The organism is Rhodopirellula sp. UH5, from assembly GCF_056839225.1.
The window spans coordinates 6140902-6162508 of the sequence record NZ_CM166390.1 but is presented as its reverse complement, the minus strand read 5'-3'; the positions used below and the strand labels follow the sequence as shown (position 1 = coordinate 6162508).

The 21607-nt window shown below is 55.3% G+C and carries 16 protein-coding genes; 1 reads left to right on the top strand and 15 read right to left on the bottom strand.

Going from position 1 to position 21607, the window contains the following annotated elements; genetic code table 11:
- Positions 1-263: 263 nt before the first annotated feature.
- The 15 genes from UH5x_RS21970 to UH5x_RS21900 all read right to left on the bottom strand — a co-directional run bounded on the left by UH5x_RS21970 (position 264) and on the right by UH5x_RS21900 (position 18060).
- Positions 264-563: a hypothetical protein gene (locus UH5x_RS21970; RefSeq protein WP_482633683.1), complete on the bottom strand. Its 300-nt coding sequence runs from the start codon at positions 561-563 to the stop codon at positions 264-266.
- 1003 nt (positions 564-1566) lie between these two features.
- Positions 1567-2127 (bottom strand): hypothetical protein, encoded by a 561-nt coding sequence (locus tag UH5x_RS21965; RefSeq protein WP_482633682.1) that lies wholly within the window; start codon positions 2125-2127, stop codon positions 1567-1569.
- A gap of 157 nt (positions 2128-2284) precedes the next feature.
- Positions 2285-3301 carry a tetratricopeptide repeat protein gene (locus UH5x_RS21960; protein ID WP_482633681.1) on the bottom strand — a complete coding sequence of 339 codons (1017 nt, stop codon included), beginning with the start codon at positions 3299-3301 and terminating at the stop codon, positions 2285-2287.
- A gap of 185 nt (positions 3302-3486) precedes the next feature.
- Positions 3487-4053 (bottom strand): hypothetical protein, encoded by a 567-nt coding sequence (locus tag UH5x_RS21955; RefSeq protein WP_482633680.1) that lies wholly within the window; start codon positions 4051-4053, stop codon positions 3487-3489.
- Between the two features lie 1800 nt (positions 4054-5853).
- Complete coding sequence (ltrA, locus tag UH5x_RS21950) at positions 5854-7269, bottom strand: group II intron reverse transcriptase/maturase (RefSeq protein WP_482633679.1); 1416 nt, start codon at positions 7267-7269, stop codon at positions 5854-5856.
- A 530-nt stretch (positions 7270-7799) separates the two neighbouring features.
- Positions 7800-8582, bottom strand: a complete 783-nt coding sequence (locus tag UH5x_RS21945) for an FRG domain-containing protein (RefSeq protein ID WP_482633678.1) — start codon at positions 8580-8582, stop codon at positions 7800-7802.
- Positions 8583-8720: 138 nt separating this feature from the next.
- Positions 8721-8996: a hypothetical protein gene (locus tag UH5x_RS21940; RefSeq protein WP_482633677.1), complete on the bottom strand. Its 276-nt coding sequence runs from the start codon at positions 8994-8996 to the stop codon at positions 8721-8723.
- A 347-nt stretch (positions 8997-9343) separates the two neighbouring features.
- Positions 9344-9550 carry a hypothetical protein gene (locus UH5x_RS21935; RefSeq protein ID WP_482633676.1) on the bottom strand — a complete coding sequence of 69 codons (207 nt, stop codon included), beginning with the start codon at positions 9548-9550 and terminating at the stop codon, positions 9344-9346.
- Between the two features lie 239 nt (positions 9551-9789).
- The gene (locus UH5x_RS21930) at positions 9790-11019 is read right to left on the bottom strand and encodes an ISL3 family transposase (RefSeq protein WP_482633675.1); all 1230 of its coding nucleotides are present in this window, start codon (positions 11017-11019) and stop codon (positions 9790-9792) included.
- Positions 11020-11043: 24 nt separating this feature from the next.
- Entirely contained in the window at positions 11044-11352 is a 309-nt protein-coding gene (locus tag UH5x_RS21925; protein ID WP_482633674.1) for a hypothetical protein, read from the bottom strand.
- A gap of 389 nt (positions 11353-11741) precedes the next feature.
- A complete protein-coding gene (locus tag UH5x_RS21920; protein ID WP_482633673.1) occupies positions 11742-12695 on the bottom strand; it encodes a DUF1571 domain-containing protein in 954 nt (317 codons plus the stop codon).
- Positions 12696-12825: 130 nt separating this feature from the next.
- Positions 12826-14613, bottom strand: a complete 1788-nt coding sequence (locus UH5x_RS21915; protein WP_047813773.1) for a hypothetical protein — start codon at positions 14611-14613, stop codon at positions 12826-12828.
- Positions 14614-14731: 118 nt separating this feature from the next.
- The gene (locus tag UH5x_RS21910) at positions 14732-15760 is read right to left on the bottom strand and encodes a potassium channel protein (protein ID WP_482633672.1); all 1029 of its coding nucleotides are present in this window, start codon (positions 15758-15760) and stop codon (positions 14732-14734) included.
- Entirely contained in the window at positions 15757-17820 is a 2064-nt protein-coding gene (locus UH5x_RS21905; RefSeq protein ID WP_482633671.1) for a DUF4129 domain-containing protein, read from the bottom strand. The genes UH5x_RS21910 and UH5x_RS21905 overlap by 4 nt, the downstream gene beginning before the upstream one ends.
- A gap of 15 nt (positions 17821-17835) precedes the next feature.
- Positions 17836-18060: a hypothetical protein gene (locus UH5x_RS21900; RefSeq protein ID WP_047813851.1), complete on the bottom strand. Its 225-nt coding sequence runs from the start codon at positions 18058-18060 to the stop codon at positions 17836-17838.
- A gap of 342 nt (positions 18061-18402) precedes the next feature.
- Here UH5x_RS21900 and UH5x_RS21895 point away from each other — a divergent pair, with 342 nt between their 5' ends.
- Positions 18403-21567, top strand: a complete 3165-nt coding sequence (locus UH5x_RS21895; RefSeq protein ID WP_482633670.1) for a hypothetical protein — start codon at positions 18403-18405, stop codon at positions 21565-21567.
- The last annotated feature ends 40 nt before the right edge of the window (positions 21568-21607 follow it).

The window sequence follows — 21607 nt, the reverse complement described above, 5'->3', positions numbered from 1 at the left end:
GGGCATGCATGGGCGCAAGTCCAATCAAAGAGGACGGGGCATAGACGCACAGATGAAAGCAACAGTGAACGCCATCCCTTTCGATTTTGCCCAATGGCTTGAAATGCAAAACGCCTTCCAAGCAAAAATATTAGCACCTCCCCCGCCAGGCAGCAACGATTGAGCGTCTTTGGTGTCGGCGGAAACGGAAGAAGCAACGAATCGCGGTGAACGCATCTATCGCCGGTGAGGAAGTGGCTACTGATCGCCGTTCGCAGGTGGCCTCATCTCGGCCCAGTGGGCCGGCAGCTGAAGCGGACGACTCGCTCGATGGGGATGACTTCAATGCGTCCGCCAACCTGCGTGATGGTGAGATAGTCGGAGCCGAGGATCGCCGCCTCAGCCTCCAGGTCACTGAACCTCGACAGGCCACCGAGACCATCGTCGACAGTGTACTGAACGGTCACCTCGTGAAAGGCGTGACGGTCGGCCAGCGGCAACCACATCCGGCACAAACCACACGCCATAAAACCGCAAGCGAAGCTGGCGGCGACAATGAGAACGAATTTGCGTCGATCAGTCATTTGGATGTCCATCGGCGATCGAAAATGATTTGGAGCAGGGCAAAAGGGAGCGGGGCAAAAGTGAGCCAATCGAAATCGCGATGCCCTTGTTCCCTTCGATCTCGGGCAGATCAATTTTGGTCAGAATCAGAGTCGGTCGACACTTCCTTTGGGACAGTCGTTCTTGGGAGCAAACGAAGCATGGACTCGACCTGCCTCAGCGCTTCTTGCATTTCGGGATCCGACAACAATTTGAGGGTCTCGTTTGCCGAACGAAGGGTGGACGGGAGTGACGAGATCCCTTCGGCTACGTCGTCCCCGACAATATTCGAGTCCTGAAGCGTTTTCTGATAATCATGAAACAATCGGTACACAAATGATTGGCTCAGTTCGACCGTGGTTGTGCCCTGCCCCGTCGCTACGGTCGCACCGTCGATGACCACGTTGTACGATCCCGAAAACTCGAAGTGAATGACTCCCTCACTTGGATGAGGATCGGTCTCAGTCGTTGGCTCGTCAGCGTAAGTGGTGGGCGAGCAAAGAACGGATGCAAGAACAAGCAATCCTGAAAAAATGGAAATGGTGTGTTTCGGCATTGATAGCAACCTGCGGAATGAATGGTGAATCTTGGTGTGTTCGCAAACGTCTCAATTCGCGGAGCGTCGGACCTCACGGGGCACGGAGAGACAGCGATCCATTGCCAGAACGCTGGAAGCCGTGCTCTCGTGCATGTCATTGCCCCCCGCCATCATGGCCAACGTAGCGGAAATTGCGAGCGAACCAAGCAAGTGCAAAATGGATTGTTCCAAAGACGCTGCCGAGCGCGAGGGTCACGAATGGAATCAGCCAAGTGGAAGCGAATGAATCGATGCGCGCATTGAATGGCACAGTTGGATCGTACAGCACATCAACACGATCAACGAAACCAGAAGCGAGCATCCCGCAAGCAGCGGAATCAGAACGCGAATCACGCTGAACCAGTTTCGGATCATTGAGGACTTGATGTCAGTTTCGACGTGGGACGTTAGGCAACGCGGGGGCCGGAGAGTGAGCGGTCCATTCGATCTAGCGCCGCAAGCCGTTCTCCCGTGCCTGTCATTGATCTGCTCGCCTTCACGACCTGCCAGCCTGTTTTTGTCTTCCACTGGATACGAAATCCGGCATCTTTGAGAGGCGTGTCCTTTGGAAACCAAAATGCGAGGTAACGCATGCCGATGGACCTTACAGGCTCCGGGGCGAAACAGTAGGCGTTGCTGATTGGATGATAAACGAATCGAAAGACGTTTGTCGTCGAAGGGGATGTCTTCTCGTCGACGCGAAAATGGACCATCGCAGAACAGACGGGGCCAAGGCTCAGAACGAGAACCACGAAAGCCAGTTGAATCGATACGACACACGGCAACAGCAATCTTGCAACTCTGTGATCGCGTTTAAGCAACAGCGGGACGAGGCACAAGAAACTGGCGAACACGGCTACAGGAATTGCGAGCGTTCCGGTCAATGCCAAAAACTGCCCAAGGCTGATGGCGAACGCAATGCAGGCTGTTCCCAGAAGTAGAAAGCGGAGGGAGAATTTCGGTCGCATCACGTATTCAGCTCCAGCTTCGATTGTCAGAACAGTGCGGTTCAGCTGGCGACGGCGAGCGACTTTCCATTTGCAAAATGGCGACCACCGCCACTCCGTTGCAGCCGATAGTTCGCCGCTCCCAGCCGAGTCGAATCAATTGGAGTACAAGGACCATTTAGGACCACCAATCTCGCCATGACGGCGGTTTATCCAGGCAAGGCACGTGCGTCTTATACGACTCAATGTAGAGCAGCATGTCCTCCACTTCTTCCTGATTCATAGCTAGGTCGAGGGCTTTTTCTTGATATTCAATTGCGGAGAGAAAATCACCTTGAGCGGCATAGGCAGAGGCAAAACAGCCGAGGTAATCCGCGCTGCATTTGTCGGCCAGCTCGCATGCTTGGCTGATAAGCCTCAGCGCGCGAGCTCCGTCGCGGAACCGGCCTTTGGGGCAAGTTGCCAGAAACTCGGCGAGAACGGCATGCCGTTGCGCTGAATTGGAATCGAGTTCAAGTGCTCGCTCGTAATCAGCAAGCGTTTTGGCGTATCTTCCTTTTCGCTTCCACGCGATACCGCGGCTGTTATAGGTTTTGGCAATATCGGTGTTGTTTGGCTCAAGGCGGATCGCCCGCGTGAAGTCCTTGATCGCTTTGCGAAACTTACCGAGGGATACCCAGGCATTCCCTCGATTGTGAAAATCATCTGCGGAGCCCGGACCGATGCGGATCGCGTTGTCGAAATCTGCTAGGGCCCGCAGGTAGTCACCACGGTCGGCCCACGAATGCCCTCGCAGTCGGTATGCCTTGACATATTGGTCATCAAGGCGGATCGCGATGTTGAAATCTTCGATTGCATCTTCGTAAGCACCTGTCAGCCTGCGGGAGCGACCGCGATTGAAGTAGAAGTGGTGAAGATCAGTGTGCCTGGGTGCCCGAGAGATTGCTTCAGTGAAGTCGGCGACTGCGAGTAAGTGTTCACCTTTACCGCTGTATGCCAGCCCGCGATTGTTAAGCACATCGACGCGATCCGGAGCCCAACAAAGCGCCTTGTCAAAATCGGCAATTGCGTTGTCGTATCGCTTCTTCTTGCTCCAAGCCCATCCACGCAAACTCAATGCGTAGACATCATCCGGAAAGGATTCAAGTTCCTCCGTGCATTCCGCAATCGTCTTGTCATGTTCCGGTTCGCTCAAGTTCTCAATGCTATCAATCGAGGCTGCTAAAACGATTCGTTGGAGTCGTAGTTGGCAACAAGTTCGGCTTGCGACACGGGGCACCAAACCAATCGTCAGTCGGATAACGTCCAGAGTAACAGGGCGGCGACGTTACGCTTTGACTTCCATTTCCGCCGGATTCGCCGCTCCGGCTCACGAAACTGTTAGCACGAATATGGGTCGGGCGGAAGGCTGCCATCGGTTTCAGCCTCCGAAACCGGAACATCCGCGAGCGGTTCAAGTGACGGGATTTGCAGTCGGTGAACAACGTCGGCCTTGTAAGCCATGAACGACAAAACGTCATCTTTGATGCTCCATCGTTCGTCAATTTTCGCAAAATGTGGCGGCCACGTGTCACCAATGCGATAGACGAAGGTCCAATGTTTCTCGCGGTAGATCAGCAACGCAGTGTAGTCGTTGATCCATTCAATCATGCCAACATCACAGCCGAAGAATGGATTGTATGATTCAATGTCGACAGCTGACGATTTGCCGTTGGTGTCGATGTAGTGAATCTTGATCGTAATATCGACTATCGAGGACCACCAGCGTTTTTTTGCACGAGATTCAACGTACACCAAACGGTTCGTCGGTGATTGTATCGCCGCAGCAACCAATTCGCACTCGTAGCCTCGTTTGTCGACGAAGAAAGGTTCGCGGCCAAGAATCGATGCTGCCTGTTCGATTGCCTCGGGGTCGGGTTCGTCACCATTGGAGGCGCGGAGTGACATTCCGTACTTCCACGGATTGCGATTGCCGCCGATAAATGCCCGGTCAGAGTCGCTCACAGTCTCTTTCTTGCGTGCTAACGTCCAAGGCCACCTCAGGGCGTTCGGTGAAGTTGGAATGGGGAAGAAGACTGACGCCCGTACTCCGGTGCAGTACGCCCAACATTGGCGTGATCTTGTAGGGTGCCCTTCCTTCGTGAAGCCAGTCTCCTGTACTTCGTTCCGGTTTCTTTCGAGGAGTCAGTATACCAAATGTAACTCTGAAGAAAGACAGTACGAGGCCATTCACCAAGCAACCCGGGGCAACTGCGGGGCGGTGACAAACCGTGGGGAGGAAGCCCGCTAAGACGATCGGTAAGCCAGCAAAGAATCGTCGCTAGACATCTTTTCGCCAAGACCCGCCAGGTGACGAACAGAAACTTGATACGAGGCCGACGACTCCAGGTCCGTCGCGGAGCAATCCATTGGATCACAGTGGGCTGCTGACCAAGAAGCCGAACCGGAAGCCCGACGGATGCCTTGCTGGAGTTCTGAGCGTAGGTAGATCAAGCACTTGGGCGGGGACAGATCACGTATTCTTGAGCGATCAAGATGTCCCTTATTTGGTGAGATGTCGATGCGTACCCGTGAGTAGGGCTTGCCCGAAAGGCGGGGCGGAATGCGGCAACGTATGCCCGTGCAAAGAGAAGTCAGCAGAGGGCCCCATCGATCGATTGCTGAAGGCTCCGTAGCGACCCACGAAGACTATAGCTTGAGCTCTGGGGGAGATACCGCGCACCACACTCCCTTTTTGTCAGCGGTAGTCATTCCAGCGCGATTGCGGTGATGCTTAACTGAATGCGAATGGTCTCGCGCTGGTCGGATGGCAATCGGTCGTCCCAATGTTCAAAATCGCGAGTCTCGTCGATGAGTGTTACGGTTTCGCCCTCGGAAATCTTTGCAAAGCTTCGGGATGCACCCGGGTTTTCGCTTCTTGATGTGTAGGAGCCAACGCTAGCAGGATAGATCTCCTTGATTGGCTTCCGTATTGTTTCCCTGACAGCTCTACGACCTATCCCTCTGCCACTTGTCGGATCATATCCCAGTTTCGTCGTGATGATTAGATCTTCCTCAAACTGCTCCTCCGGAGATACGGGATCAGGCAAAAGGAGGACAAGGGAGCCGAACGCGTCCTTGCTCGAGTCCGCCGAACGGTTCTTCGTGTAAAATGACTGCGAGGATTCTAAGTAGTTTCGTTGAAAGACAATTCGACTCCTCCGATTTTTTCCTTTTGGCCGATGGGAAATCGTTACTTCCCACGTACCAAGGTACGCCAGTCACTTCGAAAGCCCATGCGTCCAATCCTAGGTCCGCGAGGATAGTCTCGGCGTCCAGATTGCGTCTAACCGTCAGCTGTGCTACGGATTGCTCCGGGGCCTTTGACAGTCGCTGGTTCTGCGGAAGTTGGCTTGTCTCAACCGGTCCCGAAGATCTTCCGCAACCACAAGTCATTATCGCTAGAAACGCGAGCGACGAAATGGTTTTTGGGAGAGATCGCATACGTGAAAGCTTCCTGTTGTTCACTGGGTAGCGACCGCGATGACCGATGTCGCGGCCAAAAAACTCACCGTCAGGAAGCGGCCGAACCGCGACTTCGGGCGAGTAGACCGAGGTCTCTTTGGTTTAGGTTAGGGTTTGTGTTCCCTGTTTGCCACCGGTTTCCTGTGGTGGTGTCACAATATTCTAACCATGCCGCATTGACCCTCGGCCCCTCTCAGATCCGGACGTGCCACTTTCTAGCATCCGGCTCCCAACCAACACCTCTCACACAGCACTCATCGACGCACGCGACATCGCGATCAGGTCCGTGAGCTGCCGCGGATTCGACAAGGGATGTCGCTCGCACAGACGGGCCAGGTGCGTCCAGTTCACGTAGCTGCTTTGGCTCCGACGACTGAGGTGACGCTTGACCAGCACGCGGGCCTTGTTGCGGTACGCCATCAGCATCGGCCAATTGTCATTGATACCGTAGTACTGGTAGTGACCGCGAAGCTTCGCGTTAAGGGTCTGCCACATCTCGCCGATCGGAACGTCCAACTGACTCTTGAACCAGCGACGCAGTTCCACGACCTTCTGCCGATACTTCTTCCCCGACGTCTTCCGTTTCAGCTTGAACTTTCCAGCGCGGCTGCGCCCGCAGTAATGAGTGAATCCCAGGAAGTCAAAAGTTCCCGGAGGCCCTTCGCCCCAGCGTTTGGAATCACGCTGGGCAAAACGACCGAATCGGAGCAACTTCGTCTTCTCCTGGGCGACTGACAGCGAATACCGGGCAAGTCGTTTCGGCAGGACCGCTTGGTATCTCCGCGCATCCGATTCCAGTTCAAAACAGCAGATGAAGTCATCCGCATACCGAATCAGAGTCGCTTGTCCTTGCAGTCGTGGCTTCACTTCCCGTTCGAACCAAACGTCCAACACGTGATGCAGGTACACATTCGCAAGCAGCGGAGAGAGGCTCGAACCTTGTGGAACGCCCTCGTCGGTTGCTTCCAGTTTGCCTTCGATCATCACACCTGCTTTGAGAAACCGCGTGATCAGAGCGAGCAGCTTGGGGTCGCTGATGCGAACTTGCAACAGTTCCAAGAGGCTCTCGTGACACACGTTGTCGAAGAAGCCTTCGATGTCCGCGTCACTGATCCAGTTCACTTTCTCGGTCGCGATGCTTTGACCGAGTGCCGACAACGCTTGGTGGCATGATCGCTGCGGACGGAATCCATACGAGAAGTCGTAAAAGTCGACTTCGTAGATCCGCTCGAGGACCATCACCATCGCTCGCTGAACGAGCTTGTCTTCCACGCAAGCGATCCCCAGAGGTCGCGTTTTCCCATTCCCTTTCGGGATGTTCTTTCGCAAGCTTGGGTTCGGGCGATAGCTGCCACGATGAAGTCGATCGAGCAGGCCAAGAAGGTTGCCCTCCAGATCCTCCTCGTAATCTTCCACCGCCACGCCATCGACCCCCGGCACTTTCCCTCGCTTCAGTCGGCGAAACGCATACCACAGCAGCTCGTAATTGAGCAGCGAAAAGAGGTTATTGAAAACCTCTTCGGGATGCGCCTTCGCTCTTTCGGTGATGCGTTCAAGACGATCCAGAACCGTACTCCCGCCACTGAGTGTGGGCGACTCGGCGTCTTGGACGCGTGTTGGCCTGACCGCCTTCCCTTCGCCAGCATTACCCGGCTTCATTCCACCTGATTGGACTTCAAGTTTCTGCGGTACTATTCGGTCATCCGACTCCCTGAATGTCATTTGTCTTCGTCGCTTATTCCACTTCTAGGACATACTCGATCGGCCAAGTTGGAAGGCTTGGGTTCGGTCAAGAACTTCAGGGTCTCACTGGTTGCCTGATTGGCTTGATGTGTAATGCGAATGGGCCGCCGACCCCGGGTCTCCGCTTGCTGCTCGCCAAGTGACGCTGCAAGCGATGTTGCCTTCAGGGATGCACAAACCTTGGGCAGGATCCAACAGTTACCAAATTTCGGGGCTAAAATCCATTCAACGTCGCAGGGCCACCTACGAGCGCTTCATCCTCACTACCTTTCTGTGTACGCTTCAAACTTCGACTTCAGCTCATGGTGCCTATACGAAGCCTGCAACACTCGATACTGGGCGCGCGGCTAACGCTTACCCAGACGGGATTCCCACCCGCTAGTCAATCAGACCTTGCCAGTCCGCACGTGCATCGGAATGGTTATCCCAGATAGTGTGCATTGGCATTAGCTTTCGAAGGTGCAGATAGTTGCGAGATCTGATATTGAACGAGCAACCCCGTCGAGTCCAGGAAATAAAGTTGCAGCAGTTACGTTCATGGAGACCAATTGCGAAAGCAGGTGTGGCTTGCATTTTGAAGCAATCGTAATTAGTCGCACTTGGTCGACATCATCACCGGCCGCGTCGCGGTAGAGCGTGTCGTGGTCACAAACTAGGTGCGTTGGAAAAGTGAATAAGCCTTGTTGTATGATCGCCCTCTCGAAATCTGCGCTTGGGGAGTACAAAAATGCCGTCGGCTTTTCACCAACGTACTGCTTGAAGTCTTCTGGTTTCCGAGGATCGCCTGACTTCCCACTCCAATTCCTAAGCGAACCTACATCAACAACTATTACAGAACCATCTACGGATGGTTCCGCAGCGACGGCAAAGTACAACGCAACGTAAAAAGAGCGTGTCCAGTCAAGCAGTCGAGTTGGAGCTCCGTAATGTTGCATTGTCTGCCAATGCTCAATATCTGTCGTTCGCCCGCCAAACACCCCACCAGCCTCACGCGGACGCAGATGCTTGCTACGTCTTATGTATTCAAATGTGATTCGCGACTCCGTTTCAATCGCCTGCTCTTCCGTGGGGTTCTGGGGGATGAGTAAACGCGAGAGTGTAGGTTCAAGCCGGTACGATTTGTTCGCGTGGCCTCTGAATGCGTATTGCACCCGATTCCCAACCGGCGTCTCGAATTGCGATGCAAGCTTGAAAGCGTCCTCAATTCCCTCGATGTGTGAAACTTGCATCGTCTATTTTCGGTCTAGTTGGGATAACGGCCGACGTCACCGGGGACGGCGGTTTAATTTTCCATTTGTGAACGCCCCATGCCGTCCTCCGGTGGACGTCATGGTTATCTGGCAGTGTGACGTCTGCAGCGCCGCGTCCTAGATCTCATCACGCGGATCTCGCTGGTCTGCTTCGCATTCTGAAGGTGGACGGTGCACAAAGTGGGATCCTAACAGTCCACCAGCGACCGCACCGAATGCACCGCCAATGGCTGCGGAAGTCGCGGCTTCTCCAAAACCGTGATCATACCCGTACATCGCTTCCAGGATCATGGTCGACAAACAGCCTACACCAAAGATTGTTCCAAGTATCGAACCAATCGTCACATAGACGATCGGCGCGACGTCGTCCGCTCGCGCAATGAGAATGATCATGCTGAGTGTTGTGCCAGCGAAAATTGCGGCGACAAAACCGGGTATCCCCCGCGACTGCATGGTTGCGAGCAGAACAGCATACGCCGCTATCACTGCAAGCGCCCTGCTGATGCTGAATCTCACGAAAAGTCCGGAAGTGAGTGTGCGTAAGTCAGATAACGGTTGGCATCAGCGGGGACGGGCGGTTGAGCTGCAAGCAGACAGAAAAACGTGACACCCGTCCTCCGTTGAATGCCTTGGTTATCCGTCCGTCCGGGAAAAGCTCACATTCCAAATCGACTCGAGCTCGTCGAGCTCATCATCGTTCAGCAATGACACGCTGTAAAGCAATGCGGCTGCGTAATACCCTAGGCGCTGGCATTGGGTGGGCAGGTCGGTTTCAAGGTCAGCGAAAGTGAAGTAGCAGTCAAGACCAGCGACAGGACCAAGTACGCGAAATACGGCAGCTTCAGTTTGCCCAAGCGACATGGCGACATTCGCACCGCTGCCGCAACGCGATACAGCATCAAATCCAGCAAGCGATGTGCAACGGACCTTGCCAGATATATCTCCACCAGCAGACCTCCGAAGCGATGCAGCGGATACGCCTGGTAGAGCAGACAATAGCTCTTCGATTCGCGTCAATGAACTCGAGTCAGTCAATAGAGGATGACGGTCGGTTAATCGGATAACGGCCGCGATATGCGGGCGGCGGCGAGAGACTCAACCATTGCCAAAACGGCGACCACCGCCGCTCCGTCATCATCGCTTGGTTACCCGCCGTTTTGAGGAGCATCAAAAGGTCCATCCGGGATTATCGTGGGTAGAGATCCAAGCCGCCACAGTAAAAGAAGATGGCTGTTTTGAAGTTTTCAACGTTTCGGAATCCACCGACTCGTCTTTTGATGGACATGATTTTGCTGTTCATGCCTTCGGCGACCGCATTGGTAATGCCATACGTGCAGTAGCTCACAACATTCCCAAGGCGATCCTTGATTGTGCGTGCGACAGCTTTCATTGGCTCCAGCTTCGTGTGAATAACTCGCTTGTACCAATCCTGGAAATAGGCCGTTACTGAAGCGGCATCGTCGTGATTCCAAAGATCACGCAGCATCTCCTTGTACGCCCATGCCCTGCCGGTCTCAAGTTGATTGGTATAGACCTCATCGAATCCTGAACGTTGATTCTCCGTGAGGTTCTCCTGGCTTTTGAGCCAGAGATAGCGTGAATGAGTGAGGCGATCGTCCCCTTCGCTTTGAAGCTGCTTGTGTTCACGTCGCCTCACTTTGTCGACCGCCTTCGTCGCTAGCTGCATTACATGGAAACGGTCATGCACAATCTTCTGCTCGGCCAGTGGGATCGACTGCTTTGCCGCCTTGACATAGGCCGCACTCATGTCCATCGCAATCGCCTCGACAGAATCCAATTGTTGTTTAGAAAGCTCGGAAAAACAGGCGTTTCCTGCCTGCGTGTCGTTGCCTGCACTGATTGCCTCGACGGTGCTATTGTCCAAGTCGTAGAGCATCGTGATATAGCTGTGGCCTTTCTTGAACGCCTTCTCGTCGATCCCGATTCGTGGCAGCATTCTAGTCAGCTTCCGATTCTTTCCGCGGCGCACAGCTCGGGCAATGATATTCCAAGTTTGATCCCACTTCGTATCGAGAACGCCCATCGCTCCCTTGACCGTCTGTGTCGCCATCAAGACATCGATGGCGAATCGCTCAAACATAATTGTGAATCGGCTGCTCTTCTCAGCCCAAGGGACATTCACAGTCTTGACCCCGTGAGTCGGACATTTCACACGCGGTGTCCGAGCAATCAAGATCGTTTTGAACTGACACGAATCGAGGTGTCTCCAGCGTCGTGGCTCCGAATGATCGTGGCATGGCAATTCGGTCTGGCATTCAGGACAACAGAACTTGGTGCCCCGAGGATGTTCCACCTTCACTCGTATCTCTGCTGCGTCTTTATCGAGCTCGACCTCATCGACCGACCAGGGCGAATGAAGTCCAAGGATTTGTTGATAAAGTTCTTTGTCTTGCATTGTGATTCTCCAGGGCCGAGAATCTTACCAAATCCACGATAATCCCGGATGGACCAGTTTTTTCCCGTCAACACACCGAACAAGTTCAACCCTAGCCGAGGGAATGATGCCAGCGGGAACATCCAAAAAAGCTGTTTCAAGAACTCTCTTTTCACCACGATCCGTTTGCATCGCGGATACGCTCTTCGGGGCCTCCACGACACCGAGGACAACAAACAGGGCCCCGATAATCAATCGCCTGCTGGGTGAAAAGAATTCGACAGACACACCAGCCATTTCCATTTCGCTAGTTGAAATCTTGATGCCAAGAGCAGTGGCACCGAACAGCGCCATCGGCTTCGATTAAGGAACATAAGTCACGATTGGGGGGCGATGTCAAATCTTTTTGTGAGCGAGGCGGAGGGCTTCGCCAGGGCGGGGACGGTCGAATGGTAAGTCAAGTCAGGTTTGGAAATTCAGTATTTCCAAACCCGTTTGATCGGTCCTGACCATCACGTTCATAATCGTCAGCAGCTTCCTCATGCACGCAACGATGGCCACCTTGGATTCCTTGCCAGCGATCTTGAGCTTTTGGTAGTGAGCCTTGATCACTGGCGACATAAAGTGGCTGGTACCATACTGAGACAGGTCGTCAGGCAGACAGGGTAAAGAAAACTTAGGCCTTCTTCAGCATTGTCGGGGGCAACTTTTTCGACTCTGTCATTCGCAGTTTCTCAAACGCTTCACTCAGGAAACGTGTAGTCCGGATTGGCGGGATCGAAATCGAGATCGATCAATGTCGGATTGATGACCAGGTCGTGGTATTCGTAGGACTCGATCAACGGAGGTGTATCGCCTTCGGATTCAGGCCAACCGAAGCTGCGGAAGCTGACGATGAGTTTTTGTTCTTCATCAATCACGACCTCGGCCAATGAGAAGTCATCGGGTTGGTCGCTCGGCATAGACCGTTTGATCTGGAGCAACGTCAATGATTGCCCGTCAAAGTCATGGCCTTCCGTGCGAATGACTTCGACATCGGGATTGTCGATGTCGCGAGAACCTCGCTCGATCAACTTGCGAACCAAGTTGGTCAGTCCCAGTTCGGTGATCGGATAGCGTTGGCCTCGCATCGCGAGGAAGTTGGTCGGGTCCAATTTGGCGGTCATCATGCTGCCGATGAATCCCGCTTCGCGAACGAGCAGCTGTCCGTCGTTTTGATCTTCGATCCAGATCACTTCGCGTCCCTTCGCGGATTCTGGTGTCTCAAATCGCAAGTAAGCGCGAAGGCCGTGACCTGGTTCACCACCGACATGTCGCGTTCGGATCTTCATGAACATCTCAGACGGTTCTTGCAGGACTCCGTTGCGATCTTGTTCGTGTTTGATCATTCGCGTTGTGTAGCCGTCAACGTTGGCGATCAAATGCTGCAGCGATTCCTCCGCGAGCTTCAACACCTCGGACATGGGGACTTCCGACGATGCCGACTGACCGTCGGTTGATGTGCGATTGGAGGAAGATGAGTCAGTTCCGACCACGGTGGGCGGTGAGGCCACGGAGCGAGACGACTGCTTTCCTCGCAGGAACCATCCCAATCCGATTCCTGCAGCAAAACAGAGCAGTCCAAACAGGAAGGCTCGGCTGCGACCGCGGGAAGGGGCGTCAGCGTCGGGTGAGGCGGAAGATGAATCAGAGGCCATGACACCGGGCAACTTTGGAGGACAAGAAAAAACCTCCCTGGATCCACCCGATATCGGGTCGGCCCAGAGAGGTTTGAAACGTGGTCCATTCAGATCATCTGACAGAGCAAATGATCCGAACAGCGTTGGCTCAGAAGCCTTGGTTCATCTTGGCTTGCTGAGCTTGGCGAGCGGCAGCACCGATGGCTTGCAGCATGCCGTCACCGATGATGAACCGGCTGATTTGGCCGTTTTCGATCGCTTCGGAAACGATCCGCAATTCACCTGCGTCATCGGCTCGCGAAAGAGCGTCGATCATGGCGGCGATCGCGTCGTTGTTCTCGATCGATTGAGCAAACTGAAGGATTGGCATCAGGTTGACTTCCAGTTGCATCAACGTGTTGCCCGACGGAGCCACGGGTGTTGCTTCCGCGTCGATCAATTGCTTCATCAATGGCAGGCTGTCATCGCCCAAAGCAACGTAGATGGCTTTGGGGCCAGTTCCGATGTGAACGCGAACTTGTTCGCCGAAGATCTTGCGAACTTCGTCTTCGTCAGCGGGCACGTCGGCTTCCACCAAGTGCATATTGACGCCCTTGTAATTGTTGACGTCGAACTCAAAGCGAGGTGCGTCACCGCGACCTTGAACCTTGGCAGCGACATCTTTGACGATGCTGGCGGCTTCGCCACCGTCGGAAACAAAGGCCCCCATTGCGAATTGCAATTTATTGGCATCGGTCAGCAACAAGGCACCGAAGTCCGACTTGCCTTCTTTGGCCGAGTCCATCATCAATTCAACCACGCGGCGAATCATGTCTGTCGCTTCGGCTTGCTCGGATTCGCTCAGCTTGTCGGTTTGGCTCAGAGCCGATCCCAGCATTTGCATGGCACCGTCGACGCTCGTTTGAGCTTGTTCCAAAGCCTCGGGGCCAATCGAACTGGCGAAGTGAACGTAGCCGGCGGCATCTTCACGAATGACACTGCTGTAAGCCGACGGGATCGGTTTTTGCCCGTCGTAGATGCGAGCCAATTTGGTTCCGGCAACGGCGGTGAATTCGGTCTCGAGCATGATGCGGCGATTGGCCGAATCAATGTCGATTCCGATCATCAGTTCTTTGGTTTGATCGATGACTTGTTCGAGTTGTTCGATCGATTGAGCGGCGTATTCCAAAGCGGCTTCGTCGCCGTTTTGTTGCTGCTTCATGGCTTGATCAAAGCCTTGGCGAATTTGCCCGATCAAGGCATCACGCATTGGCGGCGGGATCTGTTGGACGTCCAAGCGAACGGCGATGTCGTAGTCCGTGCCCATCTCGCTGATGATGGCCGAGGGGTCGGCGGGAGCACGGTCCAGCACGCTGCGGTTGCGAGCCAAGACAGCCCAGTTACCGACTTGGCGGATGAACACCGTGTTGGCGCCGATGGCGATCACCATGGTGCCGTCGTCCAGTTCGTCGGCGGGGCCGACTTGAGCTTCCATGCGTTTGAGCACGGTTTTGACATTGGAGGTTGGCAACAACGCGATGGGTTCCGGAGCACCGTCGATCAACGGGACGACCACACCAACCGGTTGAGAGGTGTCGATGCCTTGCGTGAAGGTTCCGGCCATCATGGCGAACATGCCGCCCAATTGAGGCTGGCCGATCGCACCACTGAGGTAGTTCAAGTCGCGGGTCAATTGGTCAATGCTGCCCAACGTGACCACGACAACGGGTTCAGTGGATTGTCCCGCCACGGCACTGCCGCCACCGGGAGTCAATTTTTCTTGAGCCATCACCGAAGTGAACGGTGAGGCGATGCCTGCGACGGCGACCAAAGCGGCCAACGCGAACGTGGCAACTCGAGAAATGCCTGGGCGGGCGGGTTGGAAACGGGCGTACGACAATCTCACGGGTGCGTCCTTTGTCGGATCAAATTGGAAACTGAAAGGCAAGAGCTTCAACTGTAAGGCCGCGTCATGTCAGGAACAGGGCGCGTACGAAGAAAGGTACCCAGGCCGATTCGCTGAAGTTTCAGCAATGTTGGCAATTTAGGCGAGTTTCTTTTGGGTTCTTTTTTACCTAGTTGAGCGGGACGGCGGCGTCGGTTTCGTCCACCAGGCCTGCTTCATCGTCCAGTTCTTCCTGGATTTCACGCTCCAGTCGAGCAATCGCGAGCCGAATCAACCGCGTTTCACGACGCGCGACGGACAATTCCGCCTGCAGTCGTTCGAGCTGGCGTTTCTTGTTGGTTTTGAACAACCGGGTGGCGACGCCCAAGATCACCAGGGCTCGGAAGCCCTTGAGCGCCGTGCCTCGCAAGCGATAGGCCCGAGCAAGCTTGGCAATCTGGGGTATTTTCGCAAGTTTCGCCAAACGAGTTCCTCGAACCGCCTGCATCGATCGCAGGAACGAGAAAAACGGCAGCAAGATGATGGCCAAGTCGACCCAATTGTGGCGGATGTACTGAAGCTTCTTCTCCGCAATGGAAACCATCAGAATGAATTCTGCCGCGAAAGCAAACCAGATCACTCCGGTGCCGATGTGCAACGCGATTCGCAGCCATTGATAACGTGCGACTTGGTCTTTGAGAAAGAACTCCGTGATCAACACCGGCAAGATCAACAGCGCGATGCCGATCATCGGAATGCTGAAGTGTTGCGCCAAACGCCGCCTCAGCCGTTTGTTGGTTCGTTGCCACGACATGCCGGGCAACCACAACTGGCCATGCATTTCGTAACTGCGAGCACACATCCGCAGGGAAGGGCAAATGCAAAACGTCAACGTGTAGAAGTGGAACCATCGCATGGACGGTGTTTTCGGCCGAATGATCCAGTGGTAGACGGACTCCAGGATCACGATGGGCCAAATCGCCAGCATCGAAACAATCGCGAGTTGTTCGAACCACATTCCCAAGTAAGTCGAATCAACCCGAATGACGTATTGATCGACGTCCGCCTGAGTGGCCGATTCGCGAAGATTGGGAACGTCGACCCACATCACGATCAAGACCGCTTGGCACACCAAGAACAACATGGACAGCGCAAACATCCACGGCGCTGTCGCTCGCGCGATTTGCGTGTGAATGGGGGAGTGCAAATGCGACGTCATGAAGTGCGGGTGCCACCAGCGAAAACTTGCCAAACCGAATTGGCGGCCTCGACATCATCCTGCAAGGCCGCTGCACGACCATAGACGATTCGGTTGTACGCATCGACGACCTGGACCGCCGATTGGCCGAGAGTCGGGAATTGCACTGCGACTCGGCGGACAAATTCAGACGGCGTTTCGTCCGGAGATCGCTCGACGCCTTGTTCTCGGCACCATGCTTCCAAAGCCTGAAACGTGACCACCACCACCCGACGCGGATCGGGATCCCCAGCCGGATTTCGAAACGATGCAAATGGTCGCGGTGGCGAATCCGGCTCCAAGCTTTTCTTCTCGATCGGTTTTGGAGCGGACGGTTCTCGGTTTTCATCCGCAAAGAGGTTGTCCCACCACGCCAGAATGGCGTCCAAGTTACGAACGACAAAGAACGCGATGAACGCAAACAACGCCAGGAAAATCACCCACTTCAGCATTCCTGCCATGGTGCTGAACACGCCCCCCAAGGACGGCGAGCGATCGGGCGGTGGCTTGGTCCGAGCCGAGAGCGGTTCCTGTTGGTTGCCCGTGTTTTGATTCGGGGTGTCGTCCGAGGGCGACTCGCTGTTGGATTTCGATTGCTCGGATGTTTGAGGCTCCTGTTCCTGCGAATCAGGCGATTGGGATTCCTCCGCGGCATCGGTGTCGGAGCTTGAGTTCTCGGGTTCCCCACTTTGCGAATCGTCGTTGGCCGCATCTGCCGCATTCGACTCGGATGTTTTCGACTGCGATTGGTTGGGTGGATCGGTTTTGGAGGAGGATTCGCTCGGTGAGGGGGGTGACTGGTTGGGAGGCGCCTTGCCTTGGTCTCCTGACTTGGGCCCTGGTTGTCCGGGCTTGGATTGGGGGGGGGTGCCCGAGTTCTTGGAATCGTTGGCCGCGGGAGACGGGCTCTTCGACGACTCGTTTTTTTCACCGCCGGCGGGTTGGTCGCTGCCGGGGTCTTGCCCCTTGCCTTGCTTCTTTCCGCCGGGATCACTGCCCGCAGGTCCATCTTCGCGGTTGCCCTTTTGGCCGCCGGCTTTTGCACCGGATTTGGTTTCACCGCTGGGAGAACCGTCTGGGCTGGTTTCGGATGACTTCGCGTCGTTCTCGTCGCTGATTTCCGCGCCCTCATCGCCCCACCCGTATTCGCTGGCAGACAGCGGCGACCGATTGGTGAGGAACTCGGGGGCCTTCAGCGAAGCAACGGCCTTGCCGGGCAACGGAGCGATGTAGGCGATCATCAGGATCACCCCGATGATGACAATTCCACCTGCAAGCCATGCGACGGTTGCATCCAAAGGCATCTCGGTCTGCCGTTGTCGCAGATAACGCCGAAGGTTCAAAAACGAAGTCACCACGAGCAGTGACAACGCAGAAAACAAATAGAGCGTCAGAAGGATTCGAGCCAGGTTCCAGGTTTTTGAATCGCCACCAAGAAAAAACTGGCCCAGACCAAACAGCGGCAGGGCCCCCAGTGCCAGCCACAACACGGTTCGGCCTGGTTGGTGCCCGGCAGCAGGGTTCTTGGCTGAGCGTTTGGAGTTGGACTGGGAGATCGCACTGGCGTCATTCGCGTCGGTTGCCGCATTTGATGGCAAGACGTCGGTCTGTTGTTTTTGTTGTCGTCGAAGCTTCAGAAACGACAAACCACTGTCGACCAGTCCCTGTCCGCTGCTGTCGACGGCATCATCGACGATGGTGCAGTCATGAACGATCTTGTCGGCCAAATAACCGACGACCCACACGATCCCGATGGAAAAGATCGGATCGCCAACGTACCGAATCAGGACGAAAACCGTCGCGACGCCCAAAGCAATTGCGTACAGGGAGGAGTACTGACGATCGTGTTCGATGGTGATCCGGGCCACCGCAGTGGCTCCCATCGTGTACATCAACATCGTCCAGACCAACGCGCCCGAGTACCCGCCGGAATACAGGACGATGCACAGGAAGCTGGCCAGACTGAACAGCATCACGAAGATCAACACCGGCGCAATCGCGATGGCGGCGTAGTCGGCGGCGGTGTGATGCAGTCGGCTCAAGAAGATGCCGTGTGGCTAGCTGGCCTGCCCGTGCGCGGCGTCACCGGCTTCGTTGGGATGAGACGCTTTCCATCGCCGCATGGCAGGTTCAATCGTACTCATTGGAACCCACCGCTGCCGCGTCTTGGAGGATTGCACCAACGTTTCCGGAGAAATTTTCCCCCGGTCGATACGGAGCAACATTTCAGGTTCGCTGATGGGACCGATCCGTTTCGTCGTATGAAACCATCCGTGACTCATGTAATACCATTGGGCACTCATATGCACCTCCACTATGTTTGCGGAACAACCTTCAGCTTAGTGCTTTTGTCATCTTGAATACAGCTAATTCTGGGGTGATTCTTGCGCGGCAAGGGTGGTCAGTGCGCCTCTAGGGGGGCGTGGTTTGAATGCAAGTTCCCTCCGAAATCGTCTTGTGATGACGGTGATGAACCCAGTACTTTGGCGTTGGACGATTCAAGTTGGATCTCGAAGAATCGGCCACCCTGTTGGGTGGTGATTATCACAAAAGCTGGTTTTCAAGTGATGGGGCAAGGCGAAACAAACGCGCGGACAACACCTCGAAACGACCGTTGTCGTGACGTGTCGCGCACGTTCTACGATGCTTTCGCAATCGCTGTGTCGCGATCGCTGGCAGGGTTGTTGGTCTGTGTTTTCGGCGTGACAAACGCCCTCGCGCAAACCAGTGAAAAAATCGTTGTCTTGCCGCAGAAGGGGATCCCTTCGTGCCAGTTGTCGGAATCGTTGATTCGTTTTCGGATCGCGGGCGAAGCGGACGCTGCTGACGAAGAAACAGTTGCGAGCGAAACGTCGGTGGATCAATCCAAAGGTTCGGGACGCTTGGACATTCGATCGGCTGCATCCAATGCCCTGATCGGGCGCGTGGAAATTTCCCCTGCAACGGTGTCTGAACCGGTCACGATCACGGAGCCAGGGATTTACGATGTGCAAATGCGCGTCCCTCGAGACCACCAAGGTTGGCAGCGCTGGCTGCGTTTGGATTCCCTGACCGAGCGTGATGGGATGGACGTGGTTCGCAGTTGGACCGTGGTGGTGTTCCCAGCCTCCAGCACGCAACCGACTGCCCCCACCCAACCCACGGCGGGCCTTCCCAGCCCAATGGGGCTGAAGCCCCGTCAACTGATGACGCGGATCGATGCGGCGACCCTGCGATCGTGGTGTTCCAATGCGGCGGCGGAGACATCCGCAAAGGATCACTCCTTGTTGAACTGGAATTGGCGTCACGATGACGCACCGATTTCGGAGGATGCGATGCAGTGGCAAGCGCGTCTGAATTGCTTGAAACGCGAAATCAAAGTCCTGCGTGACCATGGTGTGGACGCGATCGTCCTGCCCATGCCCGAGGCGGCGCTTGGTGCCGATCCCGATTCATCGGTTTCCAACGAAGGGTCCCTCGAAGACGCCATGCTGGTCCGCTTGGCCGCGGAAGAAATGATTCAGTTGGACGGACAGGTTTGGTTGGAACCGCCCCATTTGCAGTGCGGTGCTCCGGTGAATCGTTTGGTTGATTCCTGGAATGAATTCTGGGGCAACGGCCAGGCCAGTGGTTTTGTGGTGCGATGGCAATCAGAAACCATTCAGTGCCGGAACTGCGGCCACCATCATGCGACGGAAGCTTTGCTGCCGATCATTGCGAACTTGAATCATCAGCACTTGATCTTGGTCGAAGATGCGAATGTTGAAACGGCGTCGACCGCAGATGCCACCAGCGAATCAACCGTGCTTCCTTTGCTGCAACAAACTCTCGCCGAAGTTCGCCGTTTGCAACCGGAACGAACCGACGGGCAGGTTTGGTTGGTCAGTGATCACCGACGTGAACCGCCCCCGCGGTTGAGCGCCCACTTCCCGATCATGGACGGTCGTGCTGCTGAGCCCGCCCAAGGTTTTTGGCTGGGGTACCAACCTGTGAGTCCCACCTCGGACGCCGCGTCTTCCGTGGAGGGCAACGCCGTTTCGATGGCGTTGAGGGATGACCAATGGATTCAGTGGTGGGATCAACCTGCTCGTGCCGCGGGCCTGCCTCGAGATTCCATTTCGTCACGATTCCTATTGTTCGATCGCGACATGTTGGACTCATCCGTTGGCAAGGCCGCTTGCCACGTTTGGAAACACTGGAACGAGGATTTGATTCCAGTGCCGGCAGAAGTTGCCAATGGCAAACAGAGGTCGATCGATGGGTTGGTGACCGTGTCGGTGCATCCGTCCAGTCATTCTTTGGTGCTTGTGAACCGTGCTCCGTGGACCATGAGCGTTTCGCTGACGACGACGGAAACGACGGTTTGGAAGACCACTGCGGGTGACGATGCAAGGGATCTGACGCTCACGGTGCCGGAGCAAACAGCACTGGGCGCCCGTTTGAAATTGCCACCTCGTCAGATGGTGATTTGCCAAAGTGAATCGCCACTGCCTCGCAAATTCGCCTGGACCGGATCCGTCTCGGACCCTGCCACGATGATGCCTCGAATCACCGAGCAAGTCACGATGGTGGTGGAGCATGTCGGTTTGTTGAGTGAGTTGGATCGGTTGCCTCGAGAATTGAAAACACCCACTCCAGAAGCTGAATCGCAAGCCGCACCGGCGAGGTCCTCCATTGACCGCTGGAACCCTGGTCGAGTGATTCAAGCCAGCACAACGTTGCTGCGTTCTCCCAAGCAAGTGACACCACACTTCGTTGCAAAGTCACCGCAATCCCTGCTCAGCAACGGCGGGTTCGAGCAGAGCAGTTTGCCAGATGCGTCCGCGCGACTGGGGATTCCGAATTGGATGCATGCCCAACATCCCGCTGACGCTGTCAAACTCGATTCACGCGCAGCGTTTCGTGGCGAGCACAGTGTGCGTCTCGCCGCTCGCGATGAGTCGGGAACTCAGGCTTGGTTGATCAGCAAAAACATTGCGACTCCAGTCGCGGGACGCGTTGCCATTTCCATGGCTGTCCGAGGGTACCGCGAACCTCTCAAAGCACCAGCGACGCCGGGAGCATCCGCTCCAGCGATTGCCAATCCTACCGCAGGGAATTCAGGAAGGCCCTCGCTCGAACCGTTGGGACAAAGCAACGAAGGACGCCAGGGGACTTCCGCGGAAGCTTCCAAAACACTGACGCTGCGAGTGGCACTGGAGGGATCTCTCGACGGGCAACCGTGTCGCCATTGGCGTGAAGTGGAAGTTCCAATTGACGGAAAATGGCAAGACTCCACCGTGGTCTTGGAATGGCTGAACGTGGACGTGGAAAACACGCGAGAATTGCGGGTAACAATCGACAATCTGTCCGATGGAATCATTTGGGTGGACGATGTTTTTGTCACGGATTGGTTTGCCAGTCGAGCCGAACGAGCTGAAATCCAGAGTTTGGCGTACTTGGCCGTTCAGGGTCTGCAACGTGACGACGTCAAAGGTCCCGCGCGATTACTGAATCAATTCTGGGCCAAGCAATTGTTGCAATTTGCCGTGCGACGAACGACGGACCCGCGCCGCGCCGAGGTTGATCGTCCCTTTGTGCAGCCGGCGTTTGGGCAGGGCGTTGTCAGTCCCGTGGCGATCGCCACTTCGGCCCCCACAGGGCCGCCGACAGAATCCATGCTCACCGAAAAGACGGTGGACAATCTTTCTGGCACAGCGGCCTCGCCTGGAAGTTCCTCGGATCCGCAGCCCCTGGTGGATTCGTCGCAGCAAAATGCGAGTGTGACCGGCAAAATTCGCAATTGGTTGCCTCAGCCGCTAAGATTTTGAGTCCTTTTTGATCAGTCGAACGCCTTCCCAAGGTTTCGCT

What these genes read in the sequence shown, in the direction of transcription:
- UH5x_RS21940 (WP_482633677.1), bottom strand. Translation starts at nt 8,996, where the DNA reads ATGATCATTCTCATTGCGCGAGCGGACGACGTCGCGCCGATCGTCTAT.
- UH5x_RS21955 (WP_482633680.1), bottom strand. Translation starts at nt 4,053, where the DNA reads ATGTCACTCCGCGCCTCCAATGGTGACGAACCCGACCCCGAGGCAATC.
- UH5x_RS21965 (WP_482633682.1), bottom strand. Translation starts at nt 2,127, where the DNA reads ATGCGACCGAAATTCTCCCTCCGCTTTCTACTTCTGGGAACAGCCTGC.
- UH5x_RS21910 (WP_482633672.1), bottom strand. Translation starts at nt 15,760, where the DNA reads ATGACGTCGCATTTGCACTCCCCCATTCACACGCAAATCGCGCGAGCG.
- ltrA (WP_482633679.1), bottom strand. Translation starts at nt 7,269, where the DNA reads ATGAAGCCGGGTAATGCTGGCGAAGGGAAGGCGGTCAGGCCAACACGC.
- UH5x_RS21900 (WP_047813851.1), bottom strand. Translation starts at nt 18,060, where the DNA reads ATGAGTCACGGATGGTTTCATACGACGAAACGGATCGGTCCCATCAGC.
- UH5x_RS21945 (WP_482633678.1), bottom strand. Translation starts at nt 8,582, where the DNA reads ATGCAAGTTTCACACATCGAGGGAATTGAGGACGCTTTCAAGCTTGCA.
- UH5x_RS21930 (WP_482633675.1), bottom strand. Translation starts at nt 11,019, where the DNA reads ATGCAAGACAAAGAACTTTATCAACAAATCCTTGGACTTCATTCGCCC.
- UH5x_RS21925 (WP_482633674.1), bottom strand. Translation starts at nt 11,352, where the DNA reads ATGGCGCTGTTCGGTGCCACTGCTCTTGGCATCAAGATTTCAACTAGC.
- UH5x_RS21970 (WP_482633683.1), bottom strand. Translation starts at nt 563, where the DNA reads ATGACTGATCGACGCAAATTCGTTCTCATTGTCGCCGCCAGCTTCGCT.
- UH5x_RS21920 (WP_482633673.1), bottom strand. Translation starts at nt 12,695, where the DNA reads ATGGCCTCTGATTCATCTTCCGCCTCACCCGACGCTGACGCCCCTTCC.